The sequence below is a fragment of the Martinezella sp. CNPSo 3959 genome, from assembly GCF_057784355.1.
On record NZ_JBXSOV010000001.1, the window covers coordinates 589356 to 615126 of the forward strand.

27 protein-coding genes, 2 tRNA genes and 1 pseudogene are annotated in these 25771 nt (G+C 56.6%); all 30 read right to left on the reverse strand.

Annotation, left to right across the window (positions count from 1 at the left end; genetic code table 11):
• Window positions 1-179 precede the first annotated feature (179 nt).
• The 30 genes and pseudogenes from AC13RE_RS03005 to AC13RE_RS03150 all read right to left on the reverse strand — a co-directional run bounded on the left by AC13RE_RS03005 (window position 180) and on the right by AC13RE_RS03150 (window position 25530).
• Window positions 180-491 carry a hypothetical protein gene (locus AC13RE_RS03005; protein ID WP_488561903.1) on the reverse strand — a complete coding sequence of 104 codons (312 nt, stop codon included), beginning with the start codon at window positions 489-491 and terminating at the stop codon, window positions 180-182.
• Complete coding sequence (locus tag AC13RE_RS03010) at window positions 488-781, reverse strand: dehydrogenase (RefSeq protein WP_488561904.1); 294 nt, start codon at window positions 779-781, stop codon at window positions 488-490. Before AC13RE_RS03010 ends, AC13RE_RS03005 begins: the two co-directional genes overlap by 4 nt.
• Window positions 702-1073 (reverse strand): hypothetical protein, encoded by a 372-nt coding sequence (locus AC13RE_RS03015; RefSeq protein ID WP_488561905.1) that lies wholly within the window; start codon window positions 1071-1073, stop codon window positions 702-704. Before AC13RE_RS03015 ends, AC13RE_RS03010 begins: the two co-directional genes overlap by 80 nt.
• On the reverse strand, window positions 1070-1690 hold the full coding sequence (locus tag AC13RE_RS03020; protein WP_488561906.1) for a lysozyme: 621 nt from the start codon (window positions 1688-1690) through the stop codon (window positions 1070-1072). The genes AC13RE_RS03015 and AC13RE_RS03020 overlap by 4 nt, the downstream gene beginning before the upstream one ends.
• On the reverse strand, window positions 1680-1886 hold the full coding sequence (locus AC13RE_RS03025) for a DUF7940 domain-containing protein (RefSeq protein ID WP_488561907.1): 207 nt from the start codon (window positions 1884-1886) through the stop codon (window positions 1680-1682). Before AC13RE_RS03025 ends, AC13RE_RS03020 begins: the two co-directional genes overlap by 11 nt.
• Window positions 1887-1961: 75 nt before the next feature.
• Window positions 1962-3689 carry an AAA family ATPase gene (locus tag AC13RE_RS03030; RefSeq protein ID WP_488561908.1) on the reverse strand — a complete coding sequence of 576 codons (1728 nt, stop codon included), beginning with the start codon at window positions 3687-3689 and terminating at the stop codon, window positions 1962-1964.
• A gap of 81 nt (window positions 3690-3770) precedes the next feature.
• On the reverse strand, window positions 3771-5906 hold the full coding sequence (locus tag AC13RE_RS03035) for a right-handed parallel beta-helix repeat-containing protein (RefSeq protein WP_488561909.1): 2136 nt from the start codon (window positions 5904-5906) through the stop codon (window positions 3771-3773).
• 36 nt (window positions 5907-5942) lie between these two features.
• Window positions 5943-8129, reverse strand: coding sequence for a phage tail protein (locus AC13RE_RS03040; protein ID WP_488561910.1), 2187 nt, complete (start codon window positions 8127-8129; stop codon window positions 5943-5945).
• Window positions 8126-8533, reverse strand: coding sequence for a DUF6950 family protein (locus AC13RE_RS03045; RefSeq protein WP_488561911.1), 408 nt, complete (start codon window positions 8531-8533; stop codon window positions 8126-8128). Before AC13RE_RS03045 ends, AC13RE_RS03040 begins: the two co-directional genes overlap by 4 nt.
• A 7-nt stretch (window positions 8534-8540) precedes the next feature.
• Complete coding sequence (locus AC13RE_RS03050; RefSeq protein ID WP_488561912.1) at window positions 8541-9140, reverse strand: hypothetical protein; 600 nt, start codon at window positions 9138-9140, stop codon at window positions 8541-8543.
• 66 nt (window positions 9141-9206) lie between these two features.
• Complete coding sequence (locus tag AC13RE_RS03055; protein ID WP_488561913.1) at window positions 9207-9959, reverse strand: hypothetical protein; 753 nt, start codon at window positions 9957-9959, stop codon at window positions 9207-9209.
• Between the two features lie 3 nt (window positions 9960-9962).
• The gene (locus AC13RE_RS03060) at window positions 9963-13664 is read right to left on the reverse strand and encodes a hypothetical protein (protein WP_488561914.1); all 3702 of its coding nucleotides are present in this window, start codon (window positions 13662-13664) and stop codon (window positions 9963-9965) included.
• Window positions 13665-13725: 61 nt separating this feature from the next.
• Window positions 13726-13902: pseudogene (locus AC13RE_RS03065) on the reverse strand (phage tail assembly chaperone); the annotation flags it as partial.
• Window positions 13903-13940: 38 nt separating this feature from the next.
• Window positions 13941-14330, reverse strand: coding sequence for a hypothetical protein (locus AC13RE_RS03070; protein ID WP_488561915.1), 390 nt, complete (start codon window positions 14328-14330; stop codon window positions 13941-13943).
• A gap of 3 nt (window positions 14331-14333) precedes the next feature.
• A complete protein-coding gene (locus AC13RE_RS03075; RefSeq protein WP_488561916.1) occupies window positions 14334-14765 on the reverse strand; it encodes a phage tail tube protein in 432 nt (143 codons plus the stop codon).
• Window positions 14766-14807: 42 nt separating this feature from the next.
• Window positions 14808-15218, reverse strand: coding sequence for a DUF3168 domain-containing protein (locus tag AC13RE_RS03080; RefSeq protein WP_488561917.1), 411 nt, complete (start codon window positions 15216-15218; stop codon window positions 14808-14810).
• Between the two features lie 7 nt (window positions 15219-15225).
• Window positions 15226-15714 carry an HK97 gp10 family phage protein gene (locus tag AC13RE_RS03085; RefSeq protein WP_488561918.1) on the reverse strand — a complete coding sequence of 163 codons (489 nt, stop codon included), beginning with the start codon at window positions 15712-15714 and terminating at the stop codon, window positions 15226-15228.
• A 157-nt stretch (window positions 15715-15871) separates the two neighbouring features.
• Window positions 15872-16228 (reverse strand): head-tail adaptor protein, encoded by a 357-nt coding sequence (locus AC13RE_RS03090; protein ID WP_488562532.1) that lies wholly within the window; start codon window positions 16226-16228, stop codon window positions 15872-15874.
• Window positions 16229-16410: 182 nt separating this feature from the next.
• Window positions 16411-16818: a hypothetical protein gene (locus AC13RE_RS03095; RefSeq protein WP_488561919.1), complete on the reverse strand. Its 408-nt coding sequence runs from the start codon at window positions 16816-16818 to the stop codon at window positions 16411-16413.
• Window positions 16819-16823: 5 nt separating this feature from the next.
• Entirely contained in the window at window positions 16824-17033 is a 210-nt protein-coding gene (locus tag AC13RE_RS03100; protein WP_488561920.1) for a hypothetical protein, read from the reverse strand.
• A 15-nt stretch (window positions 17034-17048) separates the two neighbouring features.
• Window positions 17049-17711 carry a head-tail connector protein gene (locus tag AC13RE_RS03105; RefSeq protein ID WP_488561921.1) on the reverse strand — a complete coding sequence of 221 codons (663 nt, stop codon included), beginning with the start codon at window positions 17709-17711 and terminating at the stop codon, window positions 17049-17051.
• 215 nt (window positions 17712-17926) lie between these two features.
• Window positions 17927-19174: a phage major capsid protein gene (locus AC13RE_RS03110; protein ID WP_488561922.1), complete on the reverse strand. Its 1248-nt coding sequence runs from the start codon at window positions 19172-19174 to the stop codon at window positions 17927-17929.
• A gap of 77 nt (window positions 19175-19251) precedes the next feature.
• A complete protein-coding gene (locus AC13RE_RS03115; protein ID WP_488561923.1) occupies window positions 19252-19872 on the reverse strand; it encodes an HK97 family phage prohead protease in 621 nt (206 codons plus the stop codon).
• Window positions 19869-21188, reverse strand: coding sequence for a phage portal protein (locus AC13RE_RS03120; protein WP_488561924.1), 1320 nt, complete (start codon window positions 21186-21188; stop codon window positions 19869-19871). The genes AC13RE_RS03115 and AC13RE_RS03120 overlap by 4 nt, the downstream gene beginning before the upstream one ends.
• An 18-nt stretch (window positions 21189-21206) precedes the next feature.
• Complete coding sequence (locus AC13RE_RS03125; protein WP_488561925.1) at window positions 21207-23159, reverse strand: terminase large subunit; 1953 nt, start codon at window positions 23157-23159, stop codon at window positions 21207-21209.
• Window positions 23116-23514 (reverse strand): hypothetical protein, encoded by a 399-nt coding sequence (locus AC13RE_RS03130; protein ID WP_015339728.1) that lies wholly within the window; start codon window positions 23512-23514, stop codon window positions 23116-23118. The genes AC13RE_RS03125 and AC13RE_RS03130 overlap by 44 nt, the downstream gene beginning before the upstream one ends.
• 193 nt (window positions 23515-23707) lie before the next feature.
• Complete coding sequence (locus AC13RE_RS03135) at window positions 23708-23938, reverse strand: HNH endonuclease (RefSeq protein ID WP_488561926.1); 231 nt, start codon at window positions 23936-23938, stop codon at window positions 23708-23710.
• A 68-nt stretch (window positions 23939-24006) separates the two neighbouring features.
• Window positions 24007-24083, reverse strand: a tRNA-Met gene (locus tag AC13RE_RS03140).
• 4 nt (window positions 24084-24087) lie between these two features.
• Window positions 24088-24164: transfer RNA gene (locus AC13RE_RS03145), tRNA-Pro, on the reverse strand.
• Between the two features lie 229 nt (window positions 24165-24393).
• The gene (locus tag AC13RE_RS03150) at window positions 24394-25530 is read right to left on the reverse strand and encodes a hypothetical protein (protein ID WP_488561927.1); all 1137 of its coding nucleotides are present in this window, start codon (window positions 25528-25530) and stop codon (window positions 24394-24396) included.
• Between the last annotated feature and the right edge of the window lie 241 nt (window positions 25531-25771).

Here is a 25771-nt window from a genome sequence, read left to right on the forward strand (position 1 = left end):
CGAGCCATTCGTAATTACCTTCGCCGGGCCGCGTTCGTATGACCAGGCAATGGCCATCTGGGCTGCGTATCCGGTGAGGTCGACAACTGAGCCGTTGGCCTTATAGATCAAGGAAAGATCGAAGCAGTCGCCCTTCGTCAGGTAGGTATCGTAACGTGGTCTATCAGGCACGAGCCGTCCTATCCGGCGCGCGTCGTGCGCGGCGCCTTGTTTTGATTTTCTACGATGCGATCGACGCGCAAGGTCATATTCTCGACGGCGGTCTTCACGCCGCTGATCGCGCCCATGATTTGCTCAGTGGTCTCGCGGAGGCCCTGCTTGGTGATGTAGGTTTCTGCGGTGTGAAGCTTGTGAGCGGCGAGTTCGCGTTCGACACCTTCAGCCTTCTTTTTCGCGGCCTCAATCTTGCTTTCGACCTTCCACCATATCGTCAGAACAAGGCCCAACAGGGCGACAATCGGACCAACGTAGGCAAGCCACTCTGCTGTCACTTCTTGCCTTCCAGTCTGCTGTCGCGGTCAGCATAGAAATCACGCAGCGCAGCGTGTCGGCGCCGACACTCGATCAGCGCCTTGCGATCCGGTATCCATAGGTTTTCTGTCTGCTCCTGAGTCAGCGCCTTTTCGCCAATGTTGACTGGCGCGTCGCAGTCCTTTGTCAGTGCAGAGTCTGGCTTCGCCAATTGCGGCGCCGGAGGCTGGCTAACGTATCTTGTTGATGCGGCGCACGCTGGAAGCGCCAAGAGCAGGCTTGCCAGCGTCAGGATCTTGATGAGCTTCACGCTGGAGCTCCTCTATTTGGGTTTGAAGTGCGTCGGCGTCGGCCTGCATCTGAGCGATGCGCTGAGCTTCGGCTTGTTTTGCGGCGTTATTGGCTGCATTCTGGCGCTCGATCTCATTGGCGCGCGCCGTGGCCGCATCAGCCTTCATCTGCTCGATCTTAGCGGTATAGGCCGTTTCGGCTCGCTGATAGCCGCGGTGATCGGCGACGGCGTAAACGCCTATAACGACCAAGACGGCAGCCAGCGTGCCAGCGACACAACGGCCAAGGCTTGTGCTCAGGAAAGCCATCATGCCGGCAGCCCCGATACACAAACCTCTGCCTCGCCGGCCCGCTGGGCGTCGCCCATCTCGCGGCGCTTAACCAGTCCGTCAACAATAACGCCACCAGCCTTATTGAATGCCGTCTGGGCCTCGCAGCCCTTGCGATACTGACCCGCCATATGCCACCGGGCCGCTGTAGACCCGGCCATGCCTTTTCCACTCTTGACTGAGCCGACGCCGAAGTTATAGGCGCCTGAAATCATTGCCGCCTGAACGCCTACGGGGAAATTGGCGAAGCCAGGAATCTGTTTGACCAGCGGAAGATAGTAGTCATGGAAGATCTGCTCACGCGTCATCTGCATGCATTCAGCCTTCGTGAACCGCATATCGGCAATCACGGGCTTGCCGTTGATAGTGGTGATGCCGGCGCAGATATCGTAGATCTTGGCGAAGCGATCCCAGTGCGCGGACAGCACCATACCTTCCCAAGGCAATATCAGCTCGTCGGTCGCCAAAATAACCGCAGGAGGCAGAACCTCGGGCGTCGTATCCTTCTGAGACTGCCAGCCAGCAGCTGCAGCCGCAATGATTGCAGCGGCAATTGCAGCCTTGCCGCGTTTCGTCGCGACAACCCTGTTAATCGGCATCAATGCCTCCTTGATCGATGATGCGCCCCAAAGGCGAGAGCAAGAGAATGGCGATCGACAGCCATCGCGGAATGGCACCGTCGAGATATGGTACGATGTATGGAACGATGCCAAGGGCGCCGGCGACGTAGACCGGCCACATCGAATAGGCACGCCAAAGCGCCCGCCCCGGCTTGGGTACGAGTTTCGGTTTCATGAGATGTCCTTGAAAAAATAAGAGGCCCGCTGTGACGGGCCTCCTCGTTGCCTTATGCCATACGACTTGATGCCGCTATATCTGGTGATCCAGCACCTCTTTTAGGCGATCAAATAACGGGATAAACGCCTCGAAGCTCTCCGGTGGCAGGCTCGCAACATGTTTACTGAATTCGACTTTCTTGCCATCATTGACCATAGGCACCATCGCGCCACCGAGAACCTCTTTCATCGTGGTGAGGTGCGGGTATTCTTCGGCTTCGCGGAAAAGCAATTCAATAGAAAGCGCAGACTTGCCGCCGTATTTTTGACCAGCTTGCGTTTCTCGAAATGATGGAATTGGAAGCAATATTGCCCAACCAGCGAACTGCAGGTGCTTTTTCACAAGGCCAGCCGCTTCCTGAGCCTGAATGACTGTATTTTTATCCCAGAGGCCATTCCAGGCATCGTAGGCACTATCAAAATCAAATATCCCGACGATCTTCTTTGACGGATCTTTTTTGAACGTTTCTTTTTCGCTGAGCGACGATCTTATGTTGTGAAAATTGAGCGCATTACGAAAATCGTACGGGCAAACCTGCCCCGGATGAATCTTTTGCCAAGCAATGTCCAAGATTCGCTTATCAGTCTCACCCTCCACAAGCACAATGATATCTTTCTGCGAAGCTTGCAGTATGTGAGATACATCAAATGCTGAAACTACGCGTTCCTGCCCGGTGCTGGGATATGAAGGTTCTTCCAGCACCGATAGTGCCCCAGTATCCAAACTGCGCTGAAGAATGATCACCTTCGTAGCCTTGGCATCGTGGACGACAAACGGCGAATGCGTCGCAACAATAAATTGCGTGGTCTCACGCTTTTCGTCGGGAATCAGCTTTCGATAAAAGCCGAGAATTCGTGCTTGCCAGTTTGGGTGCAAGCCCAGTTCCGGTTCATCGACCAACACAATAGCGCCACTCAAGGAGCCTTGATGTTGAAGAAGGAAGCTGCTCCTCAGTATGATTTGTTTCTCACCAGCGCTCAGCTCGTTTAGCTCGATAAGTTTGCCGTTTTTTTTGAATTTGATGTAAAACCTGGGGACGATATTGTCGACCATAACGCGCTCGATAGAATGAAAACGCACATGAGATAGCATCTGGCTCAGAGCGTCATCGAAGCGCGATATTCTCCTTCGGCGAACGTGAAGTGGGACAGGCTGATCTGGATTGTTCTCGGCCCAGACGGCCGCATCTTCATTATCGGCGTGCCTTACATCAACCAGCAATTGGCCTATTTGTTGCGCAAGCGCTGCCACTCCGCTCCTCTGAATTGGCCTCGAGTCTAACTCTGTAACGCTAACCTGCGACACGGCTACATTCCCCTGCCCTATCCCGACTTCATCAAAGAACGCCCTAAAGGGATGCAAGTTACCTCGCGCTTGTGCGTTACCATCGGGGAATTTTCGCGATATCGTTTCGCCGGTATCGGCAGCAAACTCGACCGTTCCCTGGCCAGGAGACCAAGATGCGGGGGACCGCACGGTCACTACCTTTTGATTGAAGTTTGGTGCGTCGAAATAATCGGCAAATCTTCTTCGATCTTCGCCGGTGAGCTCCAAACTCGCCTCGTAATTTAGATCCTGGCTACGCTCGGACCCGCCGCTTATCAACATCAATATCGAATGAAGAATGGCAGTCTTGCCGCAGCCGTTTTCTCCGGCAATTATCACATTATCAGCGGCCTGACGTGATACCGGATCGGTAAAATCGAGGTTGAGGTCCCCTAGAACAGGGTGGTTGTTAAATTTTACTGATCTAATTCTCACCAGCTGCCCTCGCATTTTGTCGAGGGCAGACTTAATCAAACATAAGTTGCATTTCGGCTAACGGCTCGTCGGTTTGCGACGCTAGACGTTATTCGCAACGGCCTTGTTAGGGCCACCCAAATCAGCGATTCCTGTTCCGGAGTTGTCTACTGTAATATTCCCGATCACCGAGTAATAGTTAAACGCCGCGGCGATTGATATCCCATTGATACAATTGCGAATTCTATTGTTCGATACAACCGCGCGGGTGCCGGTCAGCAGTCGAATACCATTGTCTGATGTGTTGTTGCCATTTATCACGTTGTCACAGATGGTGAAGTCGGACCCCGAGTTGATGACGATCCCGTCGCCACCGGAAGTATTGTCCATATCCGCGGCAAAAAGAGTATTTCCCGTGACACAGAACCCAAGTCCTGTGGTGTCGATGCGAATATTGTCGCCATTGACAGCTGCGAAATGGCACCCTTGCAATCGTACCGAGGAAGGATTTCCCGCGCTGCGGAAGTTGTACTGGGCATTCGCCCCGCCAAGGAATGAACACCCAACGAATTCAATATCGGAAAAATTCGAACTAACCCCGCCGTCGAGAGTAACGCCATTACCTTCGTAGCAATCGAACCAGCAGTTGCTGAATTTGATTCCGGCAACGTATACGCCCGCCAGCGTGTTAAAGACGTACGCCGCCGAGACCTTGAAATAGCCGAAATACGAGTTCGAAACGAACAGACCATCGACGGCGACAACCTCAATGCCGTATCTGCCGCCGGCGCCGCCACCGCCATTTCCGAATGCCGTTCGGAAGCTGCAGCCATCAACGAAGATGTTTCCACCATGATTGCCGCCATACGATGCGTTCCGAGTGGTGACGACAAGGCCGACCTCCCCGGTATCATTCGTCTCGCCGAATACGCCACTGATATTTGTCAGATGGACATCAAAGCATCCGCCGAGGCCGATCTGCCAGAAGCCGCCGGCGATGTTCAAGTTATCGATCCAGACCCCAACGCCCGATTCCACATAGATCATAGAGCCATTGGTAACGCGCACCGTCGTATCCATTGAAAAATCTGACAGCGCTATGCTCTGAATGGCGTTTGGAGCCGCAACAGCGCAATAGATCGCTGTGCCGTCCGCAAATGTCCTGCGTAGGGTCGTTGCGCCTATGCCTGCACCCCGAATGGCAAAATAGCTGCTGGAGAAATTGATGGCCGACCCGAACCGCAGAACGCCGGGCGGCAGCTTGAGGACGCGTAAGCCGAGCGCCATGCAGGAAGCAATGGCAACATTTAGTATCGACGCATTATCGGTCGCATCATCGGCTTTGGCGCCGAACCATGTTGCCTGGACATCGCCGTCATAGACCCGTACCCACGCGCCAGCGGTGGAAGCAATCGCGTTGGCTTTGATAAATAGGCCCTCGGCGGAATCCGCGGAGATCTTCGCGCTATAGTCGCCAGATCGCCAAACAAACTGACCTTCTCGACCGGCTTCTTTAAGGAAGGCGCTGGTGATTGTCGCCGTGTTGAGGGCCTTTAGCGCCGTGCGGGTGAGAGCAAAGACATTCGGGACCGCACTAAGAGCAGCATCGCGAGCAGCTTCAGCTGCCATCTGGGCCGCTTCAGCTGCTGCAACGATCGCAGCAGAAACTTGATCGTTCAGAAGCCGGAAAGTCGCGCCGCTTTTTACGCCGAAAAGGATCATGCCCTGGGCTAGACCACCGGCCGCTGGATCATTGCCGGCGTTGGTCTTGATCGTGAGAGGTGCGCCGCCGTTGAACGAGATAGTGACCGGCGACGCGTCGTTCGTGCGGAAAATCTGAAACCATATGAGAGCCGATTCCGAGACTGGTACCGTCGTTGACGCCTTTATAGCGTTTGCGGTGCCCGCACCGTAATCAGTAGCTATGATGAACGAGTACGGAAGCGGTAGAATGAGAGACCACGATCCAGATCCAGACGCGCCGATCTTCCGATAAACACCGTTGTTCGCAGTGTTTGCGTCGGCATAGACCCAGGCAGTAACGTCTGAGTCGTGCGCGACGTCGGCATAAAGATTTGCACGTGTATCCTTGGCAATTGACCCTGCGCCCGACGAATATGCTTCGATAGCGTTTTCATACTGCGTCAGCAGCGCGCGAATTTCAGGCTTCGACGGGTCATATGGATCTGTGTAGGGACCATCAGCATAGACCGTTTCGGCGTTTGGGGAGAACGTCATTGAATTTCCTAAGAAAAAGCCCGCTTGACGCGGGCGTTAGCTGACCGTGAAGGCGCCAGTGGGCACTGAGGTGCCCTCAATGCCGGATCGATTTATAGAAACTACCCATCCGTAGCGCGTACCGGCACTGATGCCAGTCACGATACGGCTATCGGGAGTGCTTGGAGCCCCATATTCGGGAGGGCTAACAATCGTTGCCGTGGCGAAATTATTGGATGTGTTCCAATAGAGGCGCGCGCCAGCATAATTTGAGCTGTTCGGCGCCGTCCAATTGAATGTTGCTTGCCCGACTGCACCGGTTGCCGTGGCTCCAATAACGGGGCCCGGCGGCGTTGGATCTGCTGTGGTATGCACTTCTTCGGTCGGTGACCGCGGGCCATATGAGCCGTTGGACCCAATGTATCCTACCTGCACATCTAGATCGACATCCACAGGAACGGCGCCCGTGTTGAGCTCGATAAAGCCGCCAGATGGCGTCACATCAGGGAACTGTTGTTCGATCCACGCGCCAGGAGATCCGCCGCCGGTATCACGCAAGCGATAGAAGACGACCGGCGTAAGGCTTTCCGATTCTGGATCAACGATCAGCACCCGAAGATAGACCGAGCCGCCGTTTGCCTTTGCCTCTACCGTGTTAATGATGCCAGGCGGGATCTCAGCCGTGCCGAGCGTATTGGGAACCGGCGGCTGCTGCCCCTCGTCTGTCGCTGAGTTCCAGTCGTCTATGTTGTCGGGATGCTGAATAATCTCCATCGTGAAACCGCCGCGTGTGATCGCGAGTGTTGAACGGCGATTTTCGATAACCTTCCCATCAAGCCGCGGTAGGCGAATTGGAGTTGCCAGCCTTACCCAGCGGCTATAGATCGCGTTGAGCCCGGAAAAGCGAACATCGACGGTGCCCTTGACCTTCTGCTGCAACCGTCGCCAGTCGCGAATGCCAAGGCGCCTCGCCTGCCGCCATTGCTGGCAATAACGATAGTCACCGTCCTGTGACAAAACACGACCGGCGGTTAGCTGCGCTGCTGTGTCTTCGAAGAAATCGGTATCGCAGGATGAATAGCCGGTATCAGGGTAGGTGAATTTCGGGACTAGTCGGTTGCACTCCTCCTCGAAGAGCACGTCATATTGAATCTGATGCCCGACCAGATCAGCGTCAGTGAGCGTCTCGACGCGGCTCTCGCGAAACTTACCAACGGTGAGTAACAAGGCACCGTCGCCCCGCTCGCACATCCAGCCGTCGCAAGCCGCTAGAATGGCGTTCGTGCCGACCTTTGGACCGTTTTCCGTGGTGTCCCAGCCAGAGCACTCATATCGCTTTTCAGTGCCACCGGCGGCGCGAGGAATGTCCTCGTCGCAGATGTCTGCCTCTTCCATCCAAATGTCCAGGACCGGAAGGATCGCCGATCGATAGTCGCGGCGATTGCCGAACTCATTGAAGCATTCGTGCCAGCAAAGCTGAATGACTGGATTGCGCGTCCATGTCCAAGTGGTGGGGTCTGTCGGGCTTTGCGCCGGATCGCGAAAATCCCAGCAAAGGGCGCCATCGACCTCCGCAGATACCTGCGGAGCACCATATGGAAAGCGCTTATTTTGGTTTTTTGCCGCGGTAGACTCGGCAATCATCGCGATGGATGCCTGCTGATCTCCGCGATGGTTGTTTGTCCAAACTCCTGCCGATGCTAGCTTCGCAACGAGCGGCACATAGGCTGTCTCGCTCGGAAGGCCGACACGCGTCAGCAGGCGAACGTTGTTGCCGTACCGGCCGTTGTCGTCATTCGTTGTGTACCCGTTGGCGTCGAGAAAGACTTCGTCATCATGCAGCCAATAGCGATTGATCGACTTGACGCGATGGCCAACAAGCGCCTGCACGGCGTAGAGATAGTCGCCGCTCGCCTCCCAAAGCATGTACGCGCCAGCGAGACGATTGCGACCGATCGACCAGATGCGAAAAGGCGTGCTCTGGACCTTCGGGACGCGGCCGCTCTCCGGGTCTGGAGGCTTCGGCGCCATCAGCGCCTGAATGCCGACTGTTAGCGCCGTGACGGCAACTGCAGAGGCAATCGAAGCATATGTTATGGTGGTCGCACCAATGGCAAACCCGCCAGTACCGAGGATCGCCGTGAAAAGAGGAGTGAAGATCGGGTCGAAGACGACCTGACTGTAAAGCGATGTAGAGCTCGATAGTCCGTATCGCACAAGCATGCGCTGGTGGTGCATGCTCATTGCGGCACCGCCCACGCAGCCAGGCACTCGGCCGGTTTGCCGACTACGCCGGCAGGACCAAGGCAGGCCCAAACAGGACCGAATTTGATTGCTCCAATCTCGGTGAGATTGCCTCCGAGCCACGAAGGCGCACGAATGATACCGATGTCGCCGCTCTGCGGCTTGTCCGTGCGGTTCAGTCCGGCGCGGGTCGCAACCGCATCAACGAGCGCGATCATGCCGCCGTGGGCCAACACGATTTCTCGCGCCTCGTCTTCTGTTGAGTATGTTCCGCGGAACTTCTCGACAGGATCTCGGCCGGTTACATGCCAGACCCACGAAGCGCAAAACATTAGGCAGTCGTCGCCGCTTTGGCCGCCCCACCTGAATCGGTGCGGCAACTCAAGCCAATCTCGCAATTTCATGGATGCCTCAGTAGTTCGGCCAAACGGGCGCGATGCCGCGGCTAAGGCGCTGGACCTGCTTGCAGAAGTCGTCAGTCGGCGAGATCGCTTTCTGCTGTGCGTCAGACCAAAGTGAATGAACGGCGCGCGAGCGCGTCACACTGCCGGTGACAGCGGAAAGACTTAGCGTTAGCGACGGTTGATCCTCGCTGCCGACAGCCTCACTTGCCTCACTGACGTGCGATGCCGTGCCACGCCATATCGGCACGATCGGCCCCATCGGCTGGTAGTAATCATCGAGCGTCATTATGCCGATTTGCACGGCAGCGCCGCGCACTGGCGGCAAGCTGTCGATCGCCTTGGTTGCTGTCGCCGGATCAATGCCGCTCAGCGTGAAATCCACACTGTCGGCCGTGCCGTTCACAAGAACCTCGAGCGATGGAATACCGATCAAGCGGCCACCGCCCATGTAGACGGTGCCATCCGGATCTATGCTGTCCATTCTGGCAGGCATATCGTTGACGCCAAACCAGATGTGCAGTGCGGGATCTGTATCGACACGAAGGAAGATGCCTAGCTGATAGCTGCCTCGCATGGCCGCGATGACAGAGTCCGGTATCCAGGCCATCGAGCCTCCAGAAACTGAAAAGGCCCGCGTGAGCGAGCCTTTGCGAATGAATGAGTTGAAAAGGCGCTAGAACGCCTCAGAAAATTGGATCGTCTGTTCGGTCACGAAGAACGCCTCTATGGTGAGAGGCAGAGTGAAGTCCATCTTGAACTTCGCAACGAAGCGCGGCCTGGCGTACTCCATGCGAGTGCCGGCGGGCACCGCCTGACGTAGAGGCGGCTGAATCGACAATTGATAGTCATTGTAGGAGACGTTGGCGCCGCTGACTGTTTCCGTTCCGCTTCCGATCTTCGAAGTTTCCCAATCTCGATAGGCGCGCCAGCCTTTGGCGGCGTGTTGGACTGAAAACCAGTCGCCATCGATATCGCGCGTCGCACCATAAACGCGAACGGTAACCTGCCCTGCATTCAGTGCAGCATCGGCGAGAAACTTGCCCCAAACAGTCGCCTGGCTATAGCCAGAGCCGTCAGCGAAGAGCGAGCCATCAGAATGAGGAATGCCGCGCATGATTGGCGTCGGCAAATTGCCAACGGTTGGGAATGGCCCAAACCAGTCAGTTGGGATCGGCACCACAATGTAGCGAAAACCGCCATTTAGGCGCGCGCCCAGCTTGTTGATATAGCGCAGCTGCTCCCGGCTGACGATCTTGCAGTCTTCGAGCGAGGCGGTCACGATGCCGCCTCCGCTCATTTCTATGTTCTGGCTTTCACCGACGCTATTGCGGCCACCGTCGATACCGGCGCCGACCACGTCATAGATGGCTTTCGGGCACGCCAAAAAATCCAGCGCCAATGTGGGCTGGTTGATAAGACTTCCCATCCATCATGCCTTCTGGTTTGCGTACTGGTTCTGCAGTCGGCCGAAGCCGCCACGGCGCTGTTGGGTGTTGTACTGAGAAAGCCCCTCGCCAACGCCTTGCTTCACAAGCGTGCGGACATGATCGTCGCCGCTTGCGCCGCTGATATGGACTTGAAGAACGCCAGGTGTATTGTTGTTTGCGGCCGTGCCGCGTCTTGCTGACAAAGCCGGAGCTCTGGGAGCAGATACCAAGGCTGGTGTAACGAGGCCGCCTTCGGCGTAGCCCTTCATCATCGTGCTAAGCGCAGGTACGCCGATCTTATCGACAATATGCTTAGGCACGACATATTCACCGGCGTGAACAATTCCCGCAGGCGTGTTCTTGCCACCAGGGCCGGTATAGCCGCCATCTGCGAATAGGCCCGGCTTTAGCTTCCCAGCAGCAGCGAGGTTCCATTGCGTGCCCTTGCCGCCACCAAAAATGCTGCCGATCCACCCAAATATCCCACCGCCGCCAGAAGCTGCGGGTGCAGCTGGAAATAAACCACCGCCGCCAACACCGGCGAGTTGCTGGCCGATTTGGCCGAGTCCAGATCCAAAGGTCCCAACATTTTTTGATGCATCGCCAAGAGCGTTATTGAACTTGGTGACGTATTCTGGCGTCGTGTTGAACCCATCACTGGCAAGTCCAGCTTTTGCCAAAGGCCTACCGCTGAACCAGACGCTGGCCGCGTCTTGCGGGTTTCCGTATTTCGATAGTGAGGAGCCGAAATACTTGTTGAAAACAGCGTCCTGTGCATCCTTGCTGCCAAGGAACGCCTCGGGCGACATGGAAACTCCAGTCGCGCTTTTGGTCCATGAAGGGATATTGGCGCCCATGACCTGGTAGGCACCGTAGGCACGATCACCACTTTTGGTGAGCGGTCCCAATGCGCCGTAATTGCCGCCACTTTCGATCGACTTAATCGCGCCAGCAAATGCGGACATGTTTCCGGCCATGACCGGATTTGTTGTACCGGTGTTATTGGCACCACCGAATACTTTCCCAGCGAGACCAATGCCTGCACTAGCAATGCCGCCAGTCGTCCCCTGATTGCCAGCCCCAGGGAAAAGCGCCCCGGCGATCTGATTGAAGAGATTTTCCCAGAGTTTGTCAGCCTGCTTCATCAATGCGCTTTTTAGCGCATTGCCGAAAGCCTCACCGATGCTCTCACTGTTCTTGACAAGACCGTCCTTGAATTCCGTAAGAAATCCGGTGACTGCGTCGCGGTTCGACTGCGCATCAATGCTTTTGCCGATCTGGCGCCCGGTATCGCTGTTCGGATCTTCCGGTATACCATACTGCCGCTGCATCTCGACTATCTGTTGATCACGAGACGAAAGAACCGCCGTGCGATCCCGCTGCGCTAGATCGAACGTGAGCTGTGCCTTCGCCCGAGCATCGACGAGCTGACCGTAACTGGTCGTGGCATTTTTGATCAGCTCGATCTGTTTGCCAAACGTCTTTTGGAACTCTTCTTCGCTCGTGATGCCCTGTTTCACAGCCTCGACACGCAACGCGGACATCATTTGATATTGCTGAGACGCAGCGGCGGCCGCGCCACCGGTTTTACCGATCATCGCAATATCTTGCTGCTGATCCTCAATCAGTTTCCTGAGTGTCAGAGAGCGTTCGCGATCCGCGTCAGCCAATTCCTTGGCGATCTGAACACGAGCAAGCAATTCGGCATTGTTGATGCGCTGCGCCCGTTCAGGATCAGTTTCACCCTGATTGTGCTGCGCCTCTGCGGCGGCGCGGGCCGCTGCGATGCGTTGTGCCGGTGAGCGAGCGTTGATTCCGCTGACCTGTGCGTCAACACTTTCTTGCGCGAAACGCATGCGTTCAGCAGCAAGAGCACGATTCGTATCGGCGATTTCCTTCGCTGATTTCGACGTCAAATCAATCGGCAGGCCGGCGGCTTTTAGCTGCTCTGCTATGCTGCGTTGCTCCGGCGTCCGTCCAAGCTGATCACGCTGGAAAGATAGATCGCTACCGAGCTGTGCCCTGGCGCGGGCTTCTGCAAGCCGACCGTATTCCGCAGCGTTTTGCTTGATGAGCGCGATCTGATCGGCATAGACCTTGAGAAATTCCTTCTCGTCGGTAATGCCGCGCTTCGCGGCTTCCGACCGAAGATCCGCGGTGAGCTGATATTCGCGCCGAAGCGCCTCAGCTGAGGCGCCGACCTTTCCAACCAGATCAATATCTTGCTGCTGGCTTAGAATTGCAGCATCTAGCGAAAGCTTGCGCTCTCTGGCCGCTGTCGCAATTTCTCGGTTGGCGGCGATGTAAGCCGCCATGCCAGCCTGATCGATGCGCTGCGATCGCTGCTGCGGGCTTTCGTCCTGATTGTACTGTGCGGCCGCCTCGCCTCTGGCGGCAGCGACGCGCTGCTGCGTCGTAATGGCGCCTTCGCTTGCCAGCCTTGCGTAGAAAGCCTGCGCTGATCGTCGCATGGCGATGGCTTGCTGCGACTGATACAGAGCATAATTGCCCATATCAGCAGCGTTGGTCGTACCTTGCGAAAGCAGCCGGCCGTTCTGTCCTCGGTCGTTGAACAGCGCATCGCGGATGCGCTGATATTGCTTCATCGCATCGGTTGCTTCTTTGAATTTTTCGCTTTCAGCGATTACCTTGACCGCGGCGGCCGAGAGTGATGGGTCTAGTTCCACCTTCCTCGATATTGACTCATAGAATGCGTCAAAGTCGGGCTTTCCGGCTTTATATTCGGCGCGAAGTTTCGCCAAGTCCTTCTGGAACTGTGGATTTATCGCATAGTAGCCCTGGCCACGCTCACCAAATCTACCACCGGAAACAAGCCTGCCAACGGCGGGATTTTGGAAAAATGAGTTTGCCTCGGAAGCAGCGGAAAGACGAAGGGCAGTCTGGTTTTTGGTGCCGAGCGCATCTATCAGCTTTTTGCTGTCTGACGGCGACTTGGCGGCTTGCTCTGCGAGTCCGCCGTAGGCGCTTACAACGCGATTGATGATCTTCTCGTGATCCGAAAGGATGTCATCAAGCTTTTTCGTTTCCAGCGCCATACTAAGAAACGAACCAGCAACTGCGGCTGCACCACCAGCCAAAACCAACGGCAGGCTGCCGAATGCCCCCAAAATGTCCGGCAGCTGAATCGCGAGCGCCTGAAGATAATTGCCTGTTGCGGCGCCTTGCTGACCGATCTGGTTAACCTGCTGCGCTATATTCCGGAAAATATATGTGCTTCCGCCACCTATGTTGTTGTCATTTTGGGCTTTGCCTCTGCCCTTGATGGCGGCAATACTTGCCAGTGAGGCTTGTCGCTCACGGCTCAACGCCGCTGTATATTCGTCAACGCTTATTTTTCCGCTGCGGTAAAGCGTGCGAATTTCGGACTGTGCGGCCTGATATCGCTTCACAGTCGAAAAAAGAGGGCTGTACTTCGCCCGAAGTCGATCTAGCTCCTTGCCCTGATCAGCAAGTGCACCGGTCCAGTCGTTTGCCGCCTTCGTGCCAATTCCAACCATGGAATTGATGCGCTGCTGCATGGAACTGGAAACGCCATTGTCGATCGAACGCCCAAGCGCCTCAAACTTCTTTGATACTTTGTCTGTGGCAGCGCCGATGTCAGCGGTGAATTTGTTCACCCCGCGCGTCGCCGCGCTCATATCAGAGCTGACGGTAAAGACTAGATTGTTGTCGTTGTCAGCCATATGCAGCACGTCCTAGAAAAGGAAAAGCCCGCACGGAGGCGGGCTGGAATATGCGGTTTCGCTAGCCGTACTTCGCCAGCAGCGAGTCCATCTCGTTCTGAGTTGGAGCGGCTGCTTCTGATTCACCGCCCTGCGCTTCGTTGTATCCGTTGATGGCCTCGAAGAATTCCGTCATGGTGGCGCCCCAAAAATCGGCGGGACGCCAGCCAAGACCACCAATGCCCATCCTCATCCATTGACGCCATGGAAACGCCTCGTCGGCGTCGCGTTTATCTTCTAGGCCGCCTCGTCGACGGCTTCTGCGTTTCCCTCATCACCATCGAAATGGTGAGCCAGGATGGTGGAGAACGCCACGGCGCATGCAGAGAAATGCTGAAATTTCAGTGCTTCAAGCGCCTTGATGACATCACCCTTGACTGTCAGGAGCTCAATGCCGGCCCAGGTGGCAGCGGCTTCTACACCAGATAGGCGCAAGAACAGATCATTGAGCGACTTGCACTGCAAACGGCTGGAAACCGCCGCAAGGCGGCCCATCTCGGCCGCCAGCACGAGCGGGACATCACCGATCCAGAGAGGCGCTTCACCCCTCGCCTCATTCACCTGCAGCGGGAACGGCTTGGCAGCTGCCTTGGCGCCAGCCGCGATCTTTTTCTCCTCTTTGGCCATGAATTATGCCTCCGGCGTAAAGGTCAGGACATCGCCGGCCGTAAAGGTGGCGCTGAATTCAAGGTTCGGCTCGACATCGCCGTTGAAGGAGAAGTCAGTAACGAACCACTCGCCCTCGTAAGTGCCGTCGCCAGGTACGATGACCTGGGCATTGAACGCAGAACTGCCGCGAACATGGCCCATGAATGCCTTCATGGCGGCGCTCGACACGAAATTGCCAGAACCGGTAAAAGTGCGGCTCGAAATACCCGGCCTGCTCGTCTTCTGGACAGGATTGCCAGGATTCGTGCAATCCGGAATAGTCGTGTCCACTTCTGTGGCCGACATGTTGAAGCTGCGGGTCTTCAGACCGCAGAGATTGGAAAATACTTCAGGATCTGCGCCGTCGCCGATCTTAATCAGCAACAGGCGGCCTAGCTGCTGGCCATCTGCCATATCAGGTCTCCGGTAATGTGGTGGTTGGTGAGGTGGCCGGCGCTATGCGAGCGGCTTTTCGGTGTGAGTCACGAACTCAATGACCGCATGGCTGGTGAGGCCGTCCGGATCACGAAACGTTCGCGTCTGTCGGTGCATGATCGAAATCAGACGATTGGTGGCAAGTGTAAGCGACGCAAGATGAAGGCTTTCGACAACCGCATCAGCAATGCCTTTCACCTCCGGAAATCCAGCCTTCCGCGACCATGCATGCATGGTTAGAAAAATCTGGCTGCCTTCCAGGCATGTCACGTCGTCGCGCAAAATCTGCGCCTCGCCTATGGTGAAATAAGGATATGTGACAGGCGTTGGAGGCTGATCGTAAATACGGCCAGATAGCAACGCCTTGAGCGGAGCGTCAGCCTTCAGGCGCGAAACAATCGCGCCCTGCAATTCCAAATCGGCACTGGCCATAGATCACCTATTTGAAGGCTTGGCGGAATGCCTTGTTGATGGCGTTGCGCTTTATTCTGTTTGCTGTCGCCTGAAACGCGCGCCATGTCGGCCAGATATGCGGCTGTGCCGCGGTGCCGGGATGCAAATGACCATTGCCTTGGGCATGATCAGATCGACCCTTTACTGTGCCGCCGCCAGGTGCGGTATTGTGCGGCGCCGTGCCGAATTCGAGCCATCGCCAAATGAATGGCGCAAACAAGCCGGCCGCATCAGGGTCTTTCGTGGGATTGTCGCTGAAACTTTTCGCATCAGGCTTGTTCTTGAGGAAGTCACCCTCAATACTTTCGGCGTATTCCAGCGTTGCCCCCCGAGGCGCAACCGCACTGATTTTTTCCGCCACTTGTTCGACGATCTGCAGATTGGCTTCGGCTGCGTATTTCAGCGCGTTGGGCACAATGGCCTGCAAATCTCTGGTCAACTGTGCGCGTCCCTGCACACGAACCTTGAGTGCCATTATCTCATCCACGTCCCATATTTTGAGACGTTGCGAGCGAGCCGATTAGCAAAGCGGTCCCGCCACGACTGCAGCGGTATGGTATAATAGATCAGCCATCCGACAAACACGCAGACATTGACCCACTGGCGCACGCCACCATTCATCGTGATAGAACTCACGTGGCTACTCCTTGCATTGCCATGATTTCGATCCAAGCATTTTTGTTGTTCGGATCGACAGAAGCTGTGATGTTGAATATCCGCGTCGGATTGCGCGCATCAACGATCCGCCAGGACGTGTCTATTTCGCGAGCGGCAACGCAGCTGCGAATGCGGATGATGAACGGCTGCACACCCGTTAGTCTGGCAGCAAGCACAGGCTCACTGCCCTTCAGCGGTACAAGTTCGGCAGCGGCGGCGAAAACCGTATTGAAGTCACCGGACTGCTCGTTGCCATAGCCGTCATCAATCGTATCACGACGCTGAAAGTTCAGCTTCTCCCGAAGCAATCCCGAGCCGGGTTTGGTTGCCATCGTCACCCTCCTGCGGTTCACTCGACCTAGAGGAACGCTCTGCCTTGTCGCCGGCTGCCGTCGCGCAGGCGCGGGTCACCTGATAGCGACCATCCTTAAACGGGCCGCCATCCGGCTTGAAAACGATAGTTACGGCCGGCGTGGCATGCCAGGAGAAGCGCTCTTTGAAGCGCACCCACATCTTAGAGCGTGACGCCCGAATCCTGCACGTCAATCGCAAGAACGGTTGTGCTCTTGGCAATTCCGATCAGGATAGGGTCCATTCCGGTATTGAGATCGGCGCGTGGACAAATTCCGCCTGGCGTCGCGCTCAGCCAATAGTCCTGACCGGGCACAAGTGTAGCGCCGATCGTGACATCACTGCCAGGTTTGGCAATCGATACTGGCTGATTGAGTGACGCGCCATTGAGCGCGATACCATGAACCGAGCGCGTACCAGTGGCGTTGTTGTCAGACAGCTTCCACTTATTTGTAGCAGTGTCGAGATAGATGACCTTGCCGGCCGCGATTGTCTCGCCAGCCGTGCCGATATCGCGCACCGCATTGGTGCCTGCGACCACATTTGCAGGGGTAATCGTAAGATCTGCCATATCGATTAGGCCTTAAGAGCTGCGACGATGTCTGCGGCAGTGGACGACGGCGTGAGAGCCGCGATCTGCGCTTTATTCTTGATGGCAGCAGTAACGACCGAATCTAGACCGGTGACCTGGGCACCGGTGACGATCGTAAGCTTGCCGCCTACATCGATAACGAGCTCATCCGGCCCGTTGAAATGAACATTGGCAGAATAATTGCCGACTGGCATGTTAGCCTCCTGGCGTCAGGCAAATCTACCGACGCGGTATTTGTTGAGAATGGCGTCAACGGTGAATGGAACTTCGATGGCCGCCGCACGCTCGCCGGCGACTACCGTCTCGCGATTTTCGAACCAATGGCCTAGCAGCAAGAGCAATGCCGCCTTAATATCTGCTGGCGTTTCGGCAAAGCCAACGGTGAAATCGACTTTCACCGCGCCCGGATAGTTGATGGTGATTGGCCACATGCCACCATAGACCGGTGAAATTCGCGCTGGCGAAGATTCCACATCGACGATGTAATCTGACTGCGGCACAACATGCGTTGCGCCAGCATCATCGGTATAGAGCACCTGCTCGACGGACGTGGTAGGACCAAGCGGAATCGAAATCGCGCTGTAGATCGCGCCAACATCGAGGTAGGCCGCGCCATATCCGTAGGCAGGACTGAAACCGTTGATCAAATTGCGAGAGTAGAAGCTATCGAGCGACAGACGCCACTTTTGAGGCGTCAGAGCTAGCCCAATGCCATCAGGTCCCTCGACGAAAGCGATGACAGCATCCAGCAGCAACTGAATATGCTGATCTTCGTCTTCGTGATAAATCCGAAGATGTTGTTTCGCAGCAGCGAGATCGAGCGGCGCCACTTCCGGCGCCTCGAGTCGAGTTAGCCTAGACCAGTCCGTCATGCGACCGCCTTTTTGCCGCGGCGAACGGGCGCCGGTGTGGCATCCTCAATACGCTCGGCGGCGCCGCACGAGATCAAACGCAATGCGTCTGCATCTTCCCAATCAACCTCACGGCCAGCTTTGTAATGCTTCATGACGCCAGACAGCGCCCGCAATAGGCGAATGCGCATAGGCGCCTCCCGAAGTAAGAGGGCGGCCGAAGCCGCCCAATTCAATTATGCCTGGGTGAGAACCTTGACGGCCGCAGCGTCGAGCAGCTCGCCATCAAAGCGCGTGAAACCGATAAAACCGGTCTGATCGTAGTCGGCATAGCGCTCAACGAGGCGACGGATCGCAAACTCATTGACGCGGCGGACGACGTACCGGTTGAAGGCGCCGAAAGCGACAGTCTTGTTGCCGGTTGCGATCGAGGCCATGGCCTGATTGATCGAATACGGCTGATTCAGGATCGTATCCGGCTGGCCCAAGGAAACGTTCGCCGGCTGCCAGATGTATTCGCCTTCACCGTCCTTGAGCTTGCGGAGGGCCTTCAGCGTGCCGTCATTGAACATGAAGCGGCAGGAAGGATCTGCACGATATGCCGGGTCGACGCTATGATAGAGCTCGATGATGTCATCGAACGAGATCGCAGTTGCGCTGGCAGCGGTAGCGCCGGCACCTGCCGCGGCGACAATGCCGTGCGGCTTGGACGAACCATCGCCAGTAGTCAGGTGCAGGTTAGCGATACGACCGATACGCTCTGCCATCGCATCGCGAACGATTGCTTCGACATCAAGGGCCGAATCCTGCAGTAGCTCGCTGGAAACCAGAACGACACCCGATGTATACTTGTATGCCTCAAGCATCTTCGTGCCGAATGCCATTTCAGCGAGAGACACCTGAGCATTCTCGGCAATCAGCGCGCCGGTGTTGGACGTGTCGTCCATCGTCGGCCACGGAATCGTATTGCCGGCCGCGGTATTCAGGAACCGCGTGACGCCAGGATCAAGCATCGGGCCCCAAGCCTTGAGCGACTTGACGAGCTCGGCCATGAAGCCCTGCGGCACGAGGTAGCCGCCATCGGCGCCAGGAGACGTCGCCTGCGGGCCGGCACGAAGTTCGCGCACGATCTGGCGCTGCTCCTGAGACAGGCCTTCGAGACCGCGGCGAAGATACGTGCGGAATGCTTCCACCTGTCGCTCTTCTGCGGTTCCGTCAACCTTGCCTGGCTTACGGGAACGATCCTCACCATGAGGGCGTCGAGCGTCTTCTACGGCGTCGAGCTCAGCCTGGCGGGCCTCAAGGGCTTCCTCGCGTGCGATACGCTCGCCGATGCGGTCATATTCGGCCATGGCCTTGTCATGGGCGGCGTCGATTTCAGCAACGCGTGCTTCTGCGGTGTCATCGGTGATTTCATCACGCAGTGCGCGGGCATCAGCAACGAGCTTGAGCTGCTTTTCGCGCAGTTCAGAAATTTTGGACAAATGAAGTCTCCAATACAAAGAGCCCCGCAATAGCGAGGCTCGTGCTGTGGTGGTGTTTTGGTGGGTGGCAGCGCCGGTCAGCGCGTGCTGCGGACCTTTAGGTCAAGGTCCATTTTGAGTCGCGTCTTGGTAGCTGCGGCCCTGGTTACCGGCGCTGCCGCCGGATCTGGAATTGGTTCTGGCTTCGCCTTATGGGCAGAGCGCCACTCCTCAAGCGATCGAACACCAATGGTGGTGTCATCGTAGGCTGGAAAGGCTACCGCCGAAACTTCGATTAGCTCGAGAGCCTGGATTGTACGCGTCGGCACGTCACCCGTTTCGTCCCACGTCTCTTTCGTGACGCAGAAACCAAACGACATACCGCTGATATCGCCGCGCTCGACGAGTACCCAAAGGTCATTGCCGTCAGTTGTGTCCGGAACATCTATCTCGACCCGCAGCCCCTTACCATCCTCCTGCAGGCGCAGCGTGCCTGACTTCGTTCGGCCAATCACGCGACCGGAGTCATGGTCGACGAGCGCGCGAACGTCACCCTTGATGGCATCGGTAAATGCGCCGGGCGCAATCTGCTCCTGAAACCATCCGCCGATGTCCGCCAGCCGCTCAAATACGGCGGCATAACCCACAAGCGTACGTTTGCCGTCGTCGGCACGTGTTTCCACGGCAGCGATATGGCTGCGCTTCTCAATTTTGGTCATGCGGCCTTCGCCTCGTCGGTCTGCTTGTTGTCGTTTGCGGCTGGCTGATCGTCCAACGGGGGGCCGCCATTGTGGCCCATGTTCTGTGAACCAAGCGGCACCGTCGCTCCCTGGATATGAAGCTTTGCTGCGTCGCCGCCGTGCGTTGGCCAGTTTTCCATCGATCGCACTTCGTCAGGCGTGTTGATGGCATTCTGGATCGCGGTGGCGTAACCGTTCATGCGCGTAGTAAAATCGCCGCGGAGAAGGCCGTCCTGATTGAAGGCAACGAAGTTTTTCGTATTCCGTGCCGTGAACAGCTTGAGGTTTAGTTCCTGCTCCCATGCTGTGAGCCACTGCATGAGGGTGTGCTTCACAAAGTGAAGGTCCTGCTGTTCAGTGTTGGAGAACGTGCCGTGCGTCAGGTCCTGCAAAAATACTGGCGGCAGATCGAAAATCCTGGCGATTTCCTCGATCTGGAAGCGGCGTGCCGCCTCCATCTGGGATTTGTCAGGATCAATACCGACAGGCTTCAGCTCATGCCCTGATGGCATGATGAGAACGTTTCGGCGCTCCGCATTCGCGTCTCGGATCGCCTTGGTGACGTCTGTTGCCGCCCTTGATGCTGCTGCAGGCGACCCTACGGGGCCATAAAGCGCCAGCGGTGGCACACCGCCATTCAGGAAGAACTTCTCGGCGTAGGATTCGAGCGCGATTGCCAACCCGACAGCCTTTGCCAGGCGCTGGATTGGCGCCACGTGACTGATGCCGTCAGCATCGAGCATGAACGGGACATCAATGATCTCCGACGCCTGATACTCAATCCTTTTGCGGGTGTCCTCGTAGATGTACAATTTTCGGCCTTGGCGCAGCTCAATCGTCGTTAGTAGCGGATTGAGCGGCCATAGGTTGGTGACTCGGCCGGCCTTGTTGCGCTCGATGAACGTGAATGCCCGTCCCAAGGTCAGAATATTGACCATCGAGTATTTGCGCCAGGCGAACGATGTCCACTCAGGATTGATCGCATCCTGAAGGATCGCGTAAAGCGGATTTCCTTCGACAGACTCGCGGCCAGAGGCGCTCTTGACGAACAACTCCAGTGGAAGAGATGCCAGCGTGCCCGACAAAAAATTGACCGCGCACCACACAGCGGGCACGCCGAGCGCAGTTTCTACTGTGACCGGAACGCCGCTTGCGGCATTCCAGGTCTCAAACATTGACCGCCACGCACCGACATCAGACAGCGGCACGCTTGGATTTTCAAGGCTGGCGCGCGTTTCAGCAACAGCCTGCGCAGCCTGCCTTTCGGCAGCCCGCTTCGTTGTAAGTCCAAACATCAAATAACCTTGCCGCAGTTATAGCGTTGCCAGCTGAAATTCAGGATCTTCCCATGGTGACGTCACGGTCTTGATCTCAACAAATCCGTCGACCGCAGCGCCAATCGCCATCGCCGAAGCAACGGCCGGGTCGATGCGAACCGTAGATTTCTTTTTCGAAAACCACTGATTTCCCATGAGCGGATCGGTCTCGATAGCCACGCCCATCAAAGCACCGAGAAGGACGGGCGACCTGCGTAACCGCACTCGTTCCTCAAGAATAAGCGTCTCCAGCGCAGCAACACTGCCCGGCATCCATAGTCCGAGCGGAGTGTCTAGGCCGGCGTCTTTCGCCGCCTGCACCTTCTCTTCGTCCGGCTTTGCACGCTTCTTGCCGCCCTGCGGGTGCGCAACCGTCTTGATCTCGACGCCGTATTCATCGAGCTCTTGCTCGAATTTGTCGAACGCGTATTTATCATACGCCAGCACAGCAATGCCGTGCTCAGCGTTCAGGCGCGCGAACAGCGCTGCGACATGATCGTAACGTATGCGCGCGCCTTCCGGCGCGTTGATATATCCCTGCTCAAGCCACAGACGATAAGGCACATGGTCTTGCTTCGAACGCTCGTCCATCGTGTCGCGCGGTGTCCATGCCTCGATCCAAAGATCGTAGGTGGGCAAATCCGCTTCCGTGCCGTCCTCGCGCTTGATGCGCTTCGTTCCGGTCTCGACCGCAAAAGCAGCGGCAGTCAAATCCTTGGCTCCGGACAAATCGAGGCCGGCTGCGGCGATCTTTTTATCCTTGTGCTCAACATATGGGTCGAAATCGACCATCACTTTTTCGAGTAGCGGCCGCGGTATCCAAGCGGTATCCGCCTCTGTCCACACGCAAAAATGCAGACGAAGAATGCCGTTGCGCTTGGACGGAATGTCCTTTGCTTGATTGACGACGCCGGCCAGATAGTCATGCTTCAGCGTAATGCCGAAAAGCGGATTTGCCTTTTGCCAGCAGGTCGGGTCTGTGAAAGGATCATCGTCTTTGTCGAGCGCGCAGACATACGAAAACGTCGTGTCGTCGATGACTTCGCCGACATAAGTGAAGTCGTCATCCGGCGTCTGCGTGCCTGCGGCTACCTTCACGGCATGCTGGTGTTCGTCCCAGCAGATCGAATTTCGATCGCTGCCGCTGTTCGTAATCATGAAAAGCAGCGGCTGGCGGCGGAACTTAAATCCGCGCTCGAGCATCTCGATGACCTTGCCATCTGGATGCTCGTGAATTTCGTCGCAGAGCGCGATATACGGGCGCGGCCCACTATGTGCACCCTCACGCGAGATCGGACGAAAAAACGAGCGCCGCTTGAGGTAAGACAGGTTCCAAACAGGATTGCCGCCCGATGGGGTCAGCTTCGACTTCAACGCCGGCGACTGCTCGTACATCGCAACGGCGTCACGAAATAGGACGAATGCCTGATCCTTGTTTGCCGCAGCCGCGTAAATCTCGGCGGCCGCCTCCCCATCAGACGTCAGGCAATAATGCCCAATGCCTGCGGCTAGCGGAGACTTCCCGTTGCCCTTGCCTTCCTCGACATAGGCGCGTCGAAAGCGTCGCAGGATTGCGCCGTCAGATTCGACACGCTTCCATCCGAAAATGGAGCCAATCTTGAACTGTTGGGAGATGTGTGGGTGAAACGGCCGACCTTCGAACTGGCCGCCATTCAGGCGCAGCACTGCCGGGAAAAAGCGCAGAACCCTATCGGCTGCCTCCGGGTCCCAGTGGATGCCGCGGCTCGGGCCGTTCAGTCGATCGTCTTTGTGCCTGCGGCAGGCGTTGCGAACATGCGGCCCAGCTACTATATCTCCATTGATGACCTTCTCGGCATATTCATCAACGGGGCCGGTCGGATACTTTGGATTGAAGTGCGCAGGAATTGCGGCTGGTTGGCTCTTTCTACTCGTCGAAGAACTCGTCTGCCGGATCTTTGCTTTCGCCATCTGGTTTAGCTCCGGCCTTGCTGGCGTCGGCAGGCGTCGCACCCATCTGGCCAAGGCACTGCCTAAGCAGATTCATTGCTTGCACACCGCAGTCCTGACCGGCGATCATGCGCCCCAAGATATTGCTTGCCGTGGCCACCAGGATTCGATGGCTTGAATTGAGCCAAGGGATTTCCTTGCGCAGCGTCTGCCAAGCTTCCCTTGCCTTGTTGGTTTCGCCATCGACAATCCAGTCTGGCGGATCACCAAGATCATCACTAACTAATGGCTCGTTGCGAGCCTCAAAGCGGCCTTTGTTCTTTTTGTCGGCGCCGGTGACAGCAGCTTTCGACCGCGGCGTGCGTGGCCTCGGCATGATGCAACCTCAACATTTGAATTGTGGCGATGTGTACAGATGGGGTCCGCCGGTCCCCTGTGCGCGAGGCGCCGAAGATTTGACCCACCCCTCCCGGCCAAAACCGTCACAATACCGCATTTGTCGATTTCTGTCAAGAGAAATATTGAATAAAATCATGACTTTATCGAAATATTTTCGCGTTTGACGTGAACTAGATCGGCCACCCATCAGCACCATATCGCACCACGACCTTGCCATTGTCCTCCAGCTGACCACGCGATGCGTGGCACGGCTTGCATGTGGAGACGAATGGACCGTTCCAGAACAGCAGCTCGTCGCCACGGTGCGGCATGGCGTGATGCACTTCGGTAGCTGCCGTGATCTCTTCGCGCTCAAGGCACCACTGGCATAGCGGCTGTGCAGACAGTTGATAGTCGCGCAATGCACGCCAGCGTGAGGTCTTGTAGAGGCGACGATATAGCGCTGCATCTTCAGAGCGCGCGTCGGATTTGGTTGCGGGAGCTGGATTTGAACCAACGACCTCTTGGTTATGAGCCAAGCGAGCTACCATGCTGCTCTATCCCGCAATATTGGTCTAGGTGGCATGGTTCGAACCTGCGACCCCGTGATCCCAAATCACGTGCGCTACCAGTCTGCGCCACACCCAGAAAACCGAAAGCGGCCGCTCGACACCGCATTGCAGTGGAGCAGCCGCATGGATCGCCCGTCGCCGAGGAGAAAGCGCCAGGTGATAGAGAATGAGGCTGGCCCGGCATCGCCGCGAGCTCAGAGCGTCCGCTCGAATTCAGCGCCTCAAATCAAAACAGCCGCACAAGGCGGCTGTCGGGTTCATGACCCTTCATAAATATACGGTTTGATCATGCCGTTGAGTGGACACTACGCCGCAATTTTTTCCGGAATTTTTTCGAAATCAGCCCGTGCCGTCTCGTCGACCTCGATCAGCTTATCGATCGCCTGGTCGATCAGGGCTGCGCCTCTTTTTGCCGCATAGGCAGGAGCAAGACCCATCGCCGCTCCAATCTCTGCTGCCGTGCCGTCGCTGATTGCCAGATCCAGCACTTTTGCGTGGTCTCCCAATTTGAGCCGAAGATGGTCGACATAATGCGAGGCCTCAATGTGCCTAACAAACTCTGGCTCCTTTCCCGCTGGCTCTGATGCGGTAGGCTTTGGCTGCTTAACGCCCCCTAACCAAAGCGCATTCGCCGCAATTGCATCAGGGCAACGCGTTGCTTTGAAAGGCAACTTATCGAAACCGACGGAGCCATCGATACCAAGCTCTTCAAGTAATTTGCGTCCCTTGTGAGCGGCAGGTGATGGCGTGTAGCACTCGCGGCTCGTCGGCTCGGACGAAAGGGGCTTAAGATAGGGCTCAGCGCGAAGCGGGGAGGCAGCCCCCTTCAGCTTGAGGTATGACCAAACTTCGTCGTCCGTGCGCCCTGCCCTTGAGCCGCCCTTCTCGCCTCGTCTGCGCTCATCGGGCCGCAATGCTCGCCCCTTGGCTGTCACACCCCACTGCGTCAGTTTGCCATCAGTGAATATTAGCTCACCGATACGCGCATCAAGCGCGCGGTGCAGACCGCCTGACTTCCTGGCAACGACTTTTGTGGTGTATGCGGGCCGATCTTCTAGGGACCTAGCATACACGTTAACAACTTCTCCAGTGTGGTTCCACCGCTCCTTCCCTACCACTTTCCAGCCGACCGCGTCCAACAGCTCGGCTTCTGATGGACGTGTCTCGATAGTAGCTTCTGGGTCGTATTGCTCCTCGTCAGCAAGGACTTCCATTTGGCGCGGGAAGCAAAGGTCACGCCAATGACGGAGAGCGAAAAGACGCACCTTGTCTCCGCGATAAGCGATACGCTCGAGTGCGGGCCAGGCGAGAACATCCGGCACCGGCTTGTTGTCGTTTGCGGGCTGACGGACCTTGATGATGGTCGGCTTTACAGCCTTAGTCGGTGTTGCGATGCGCTCAGCCAACAGCGTGGCCAGTTCGGAAAAGTCGCGATGTTTCAAGCCGCGTCCGCCTTTTGATCACGATTGTCGTTCGCAGGTACGAATGATCCAAAATTTATTAGGACACCGCTGGTCGATACTGCGTCGTTCAGCTTCTCGAACGCTGCTCTACCATCGGCAGGCAGCACCTTGTCGCGTCTCATTTCGGGGGCGGCGCCGACACCGGGGAACGGCCCACCAATATTTTGAACTCTGGCTCTGATCATTTAATCTCCAAGATCTAGTGGGCCATCACTGCGGG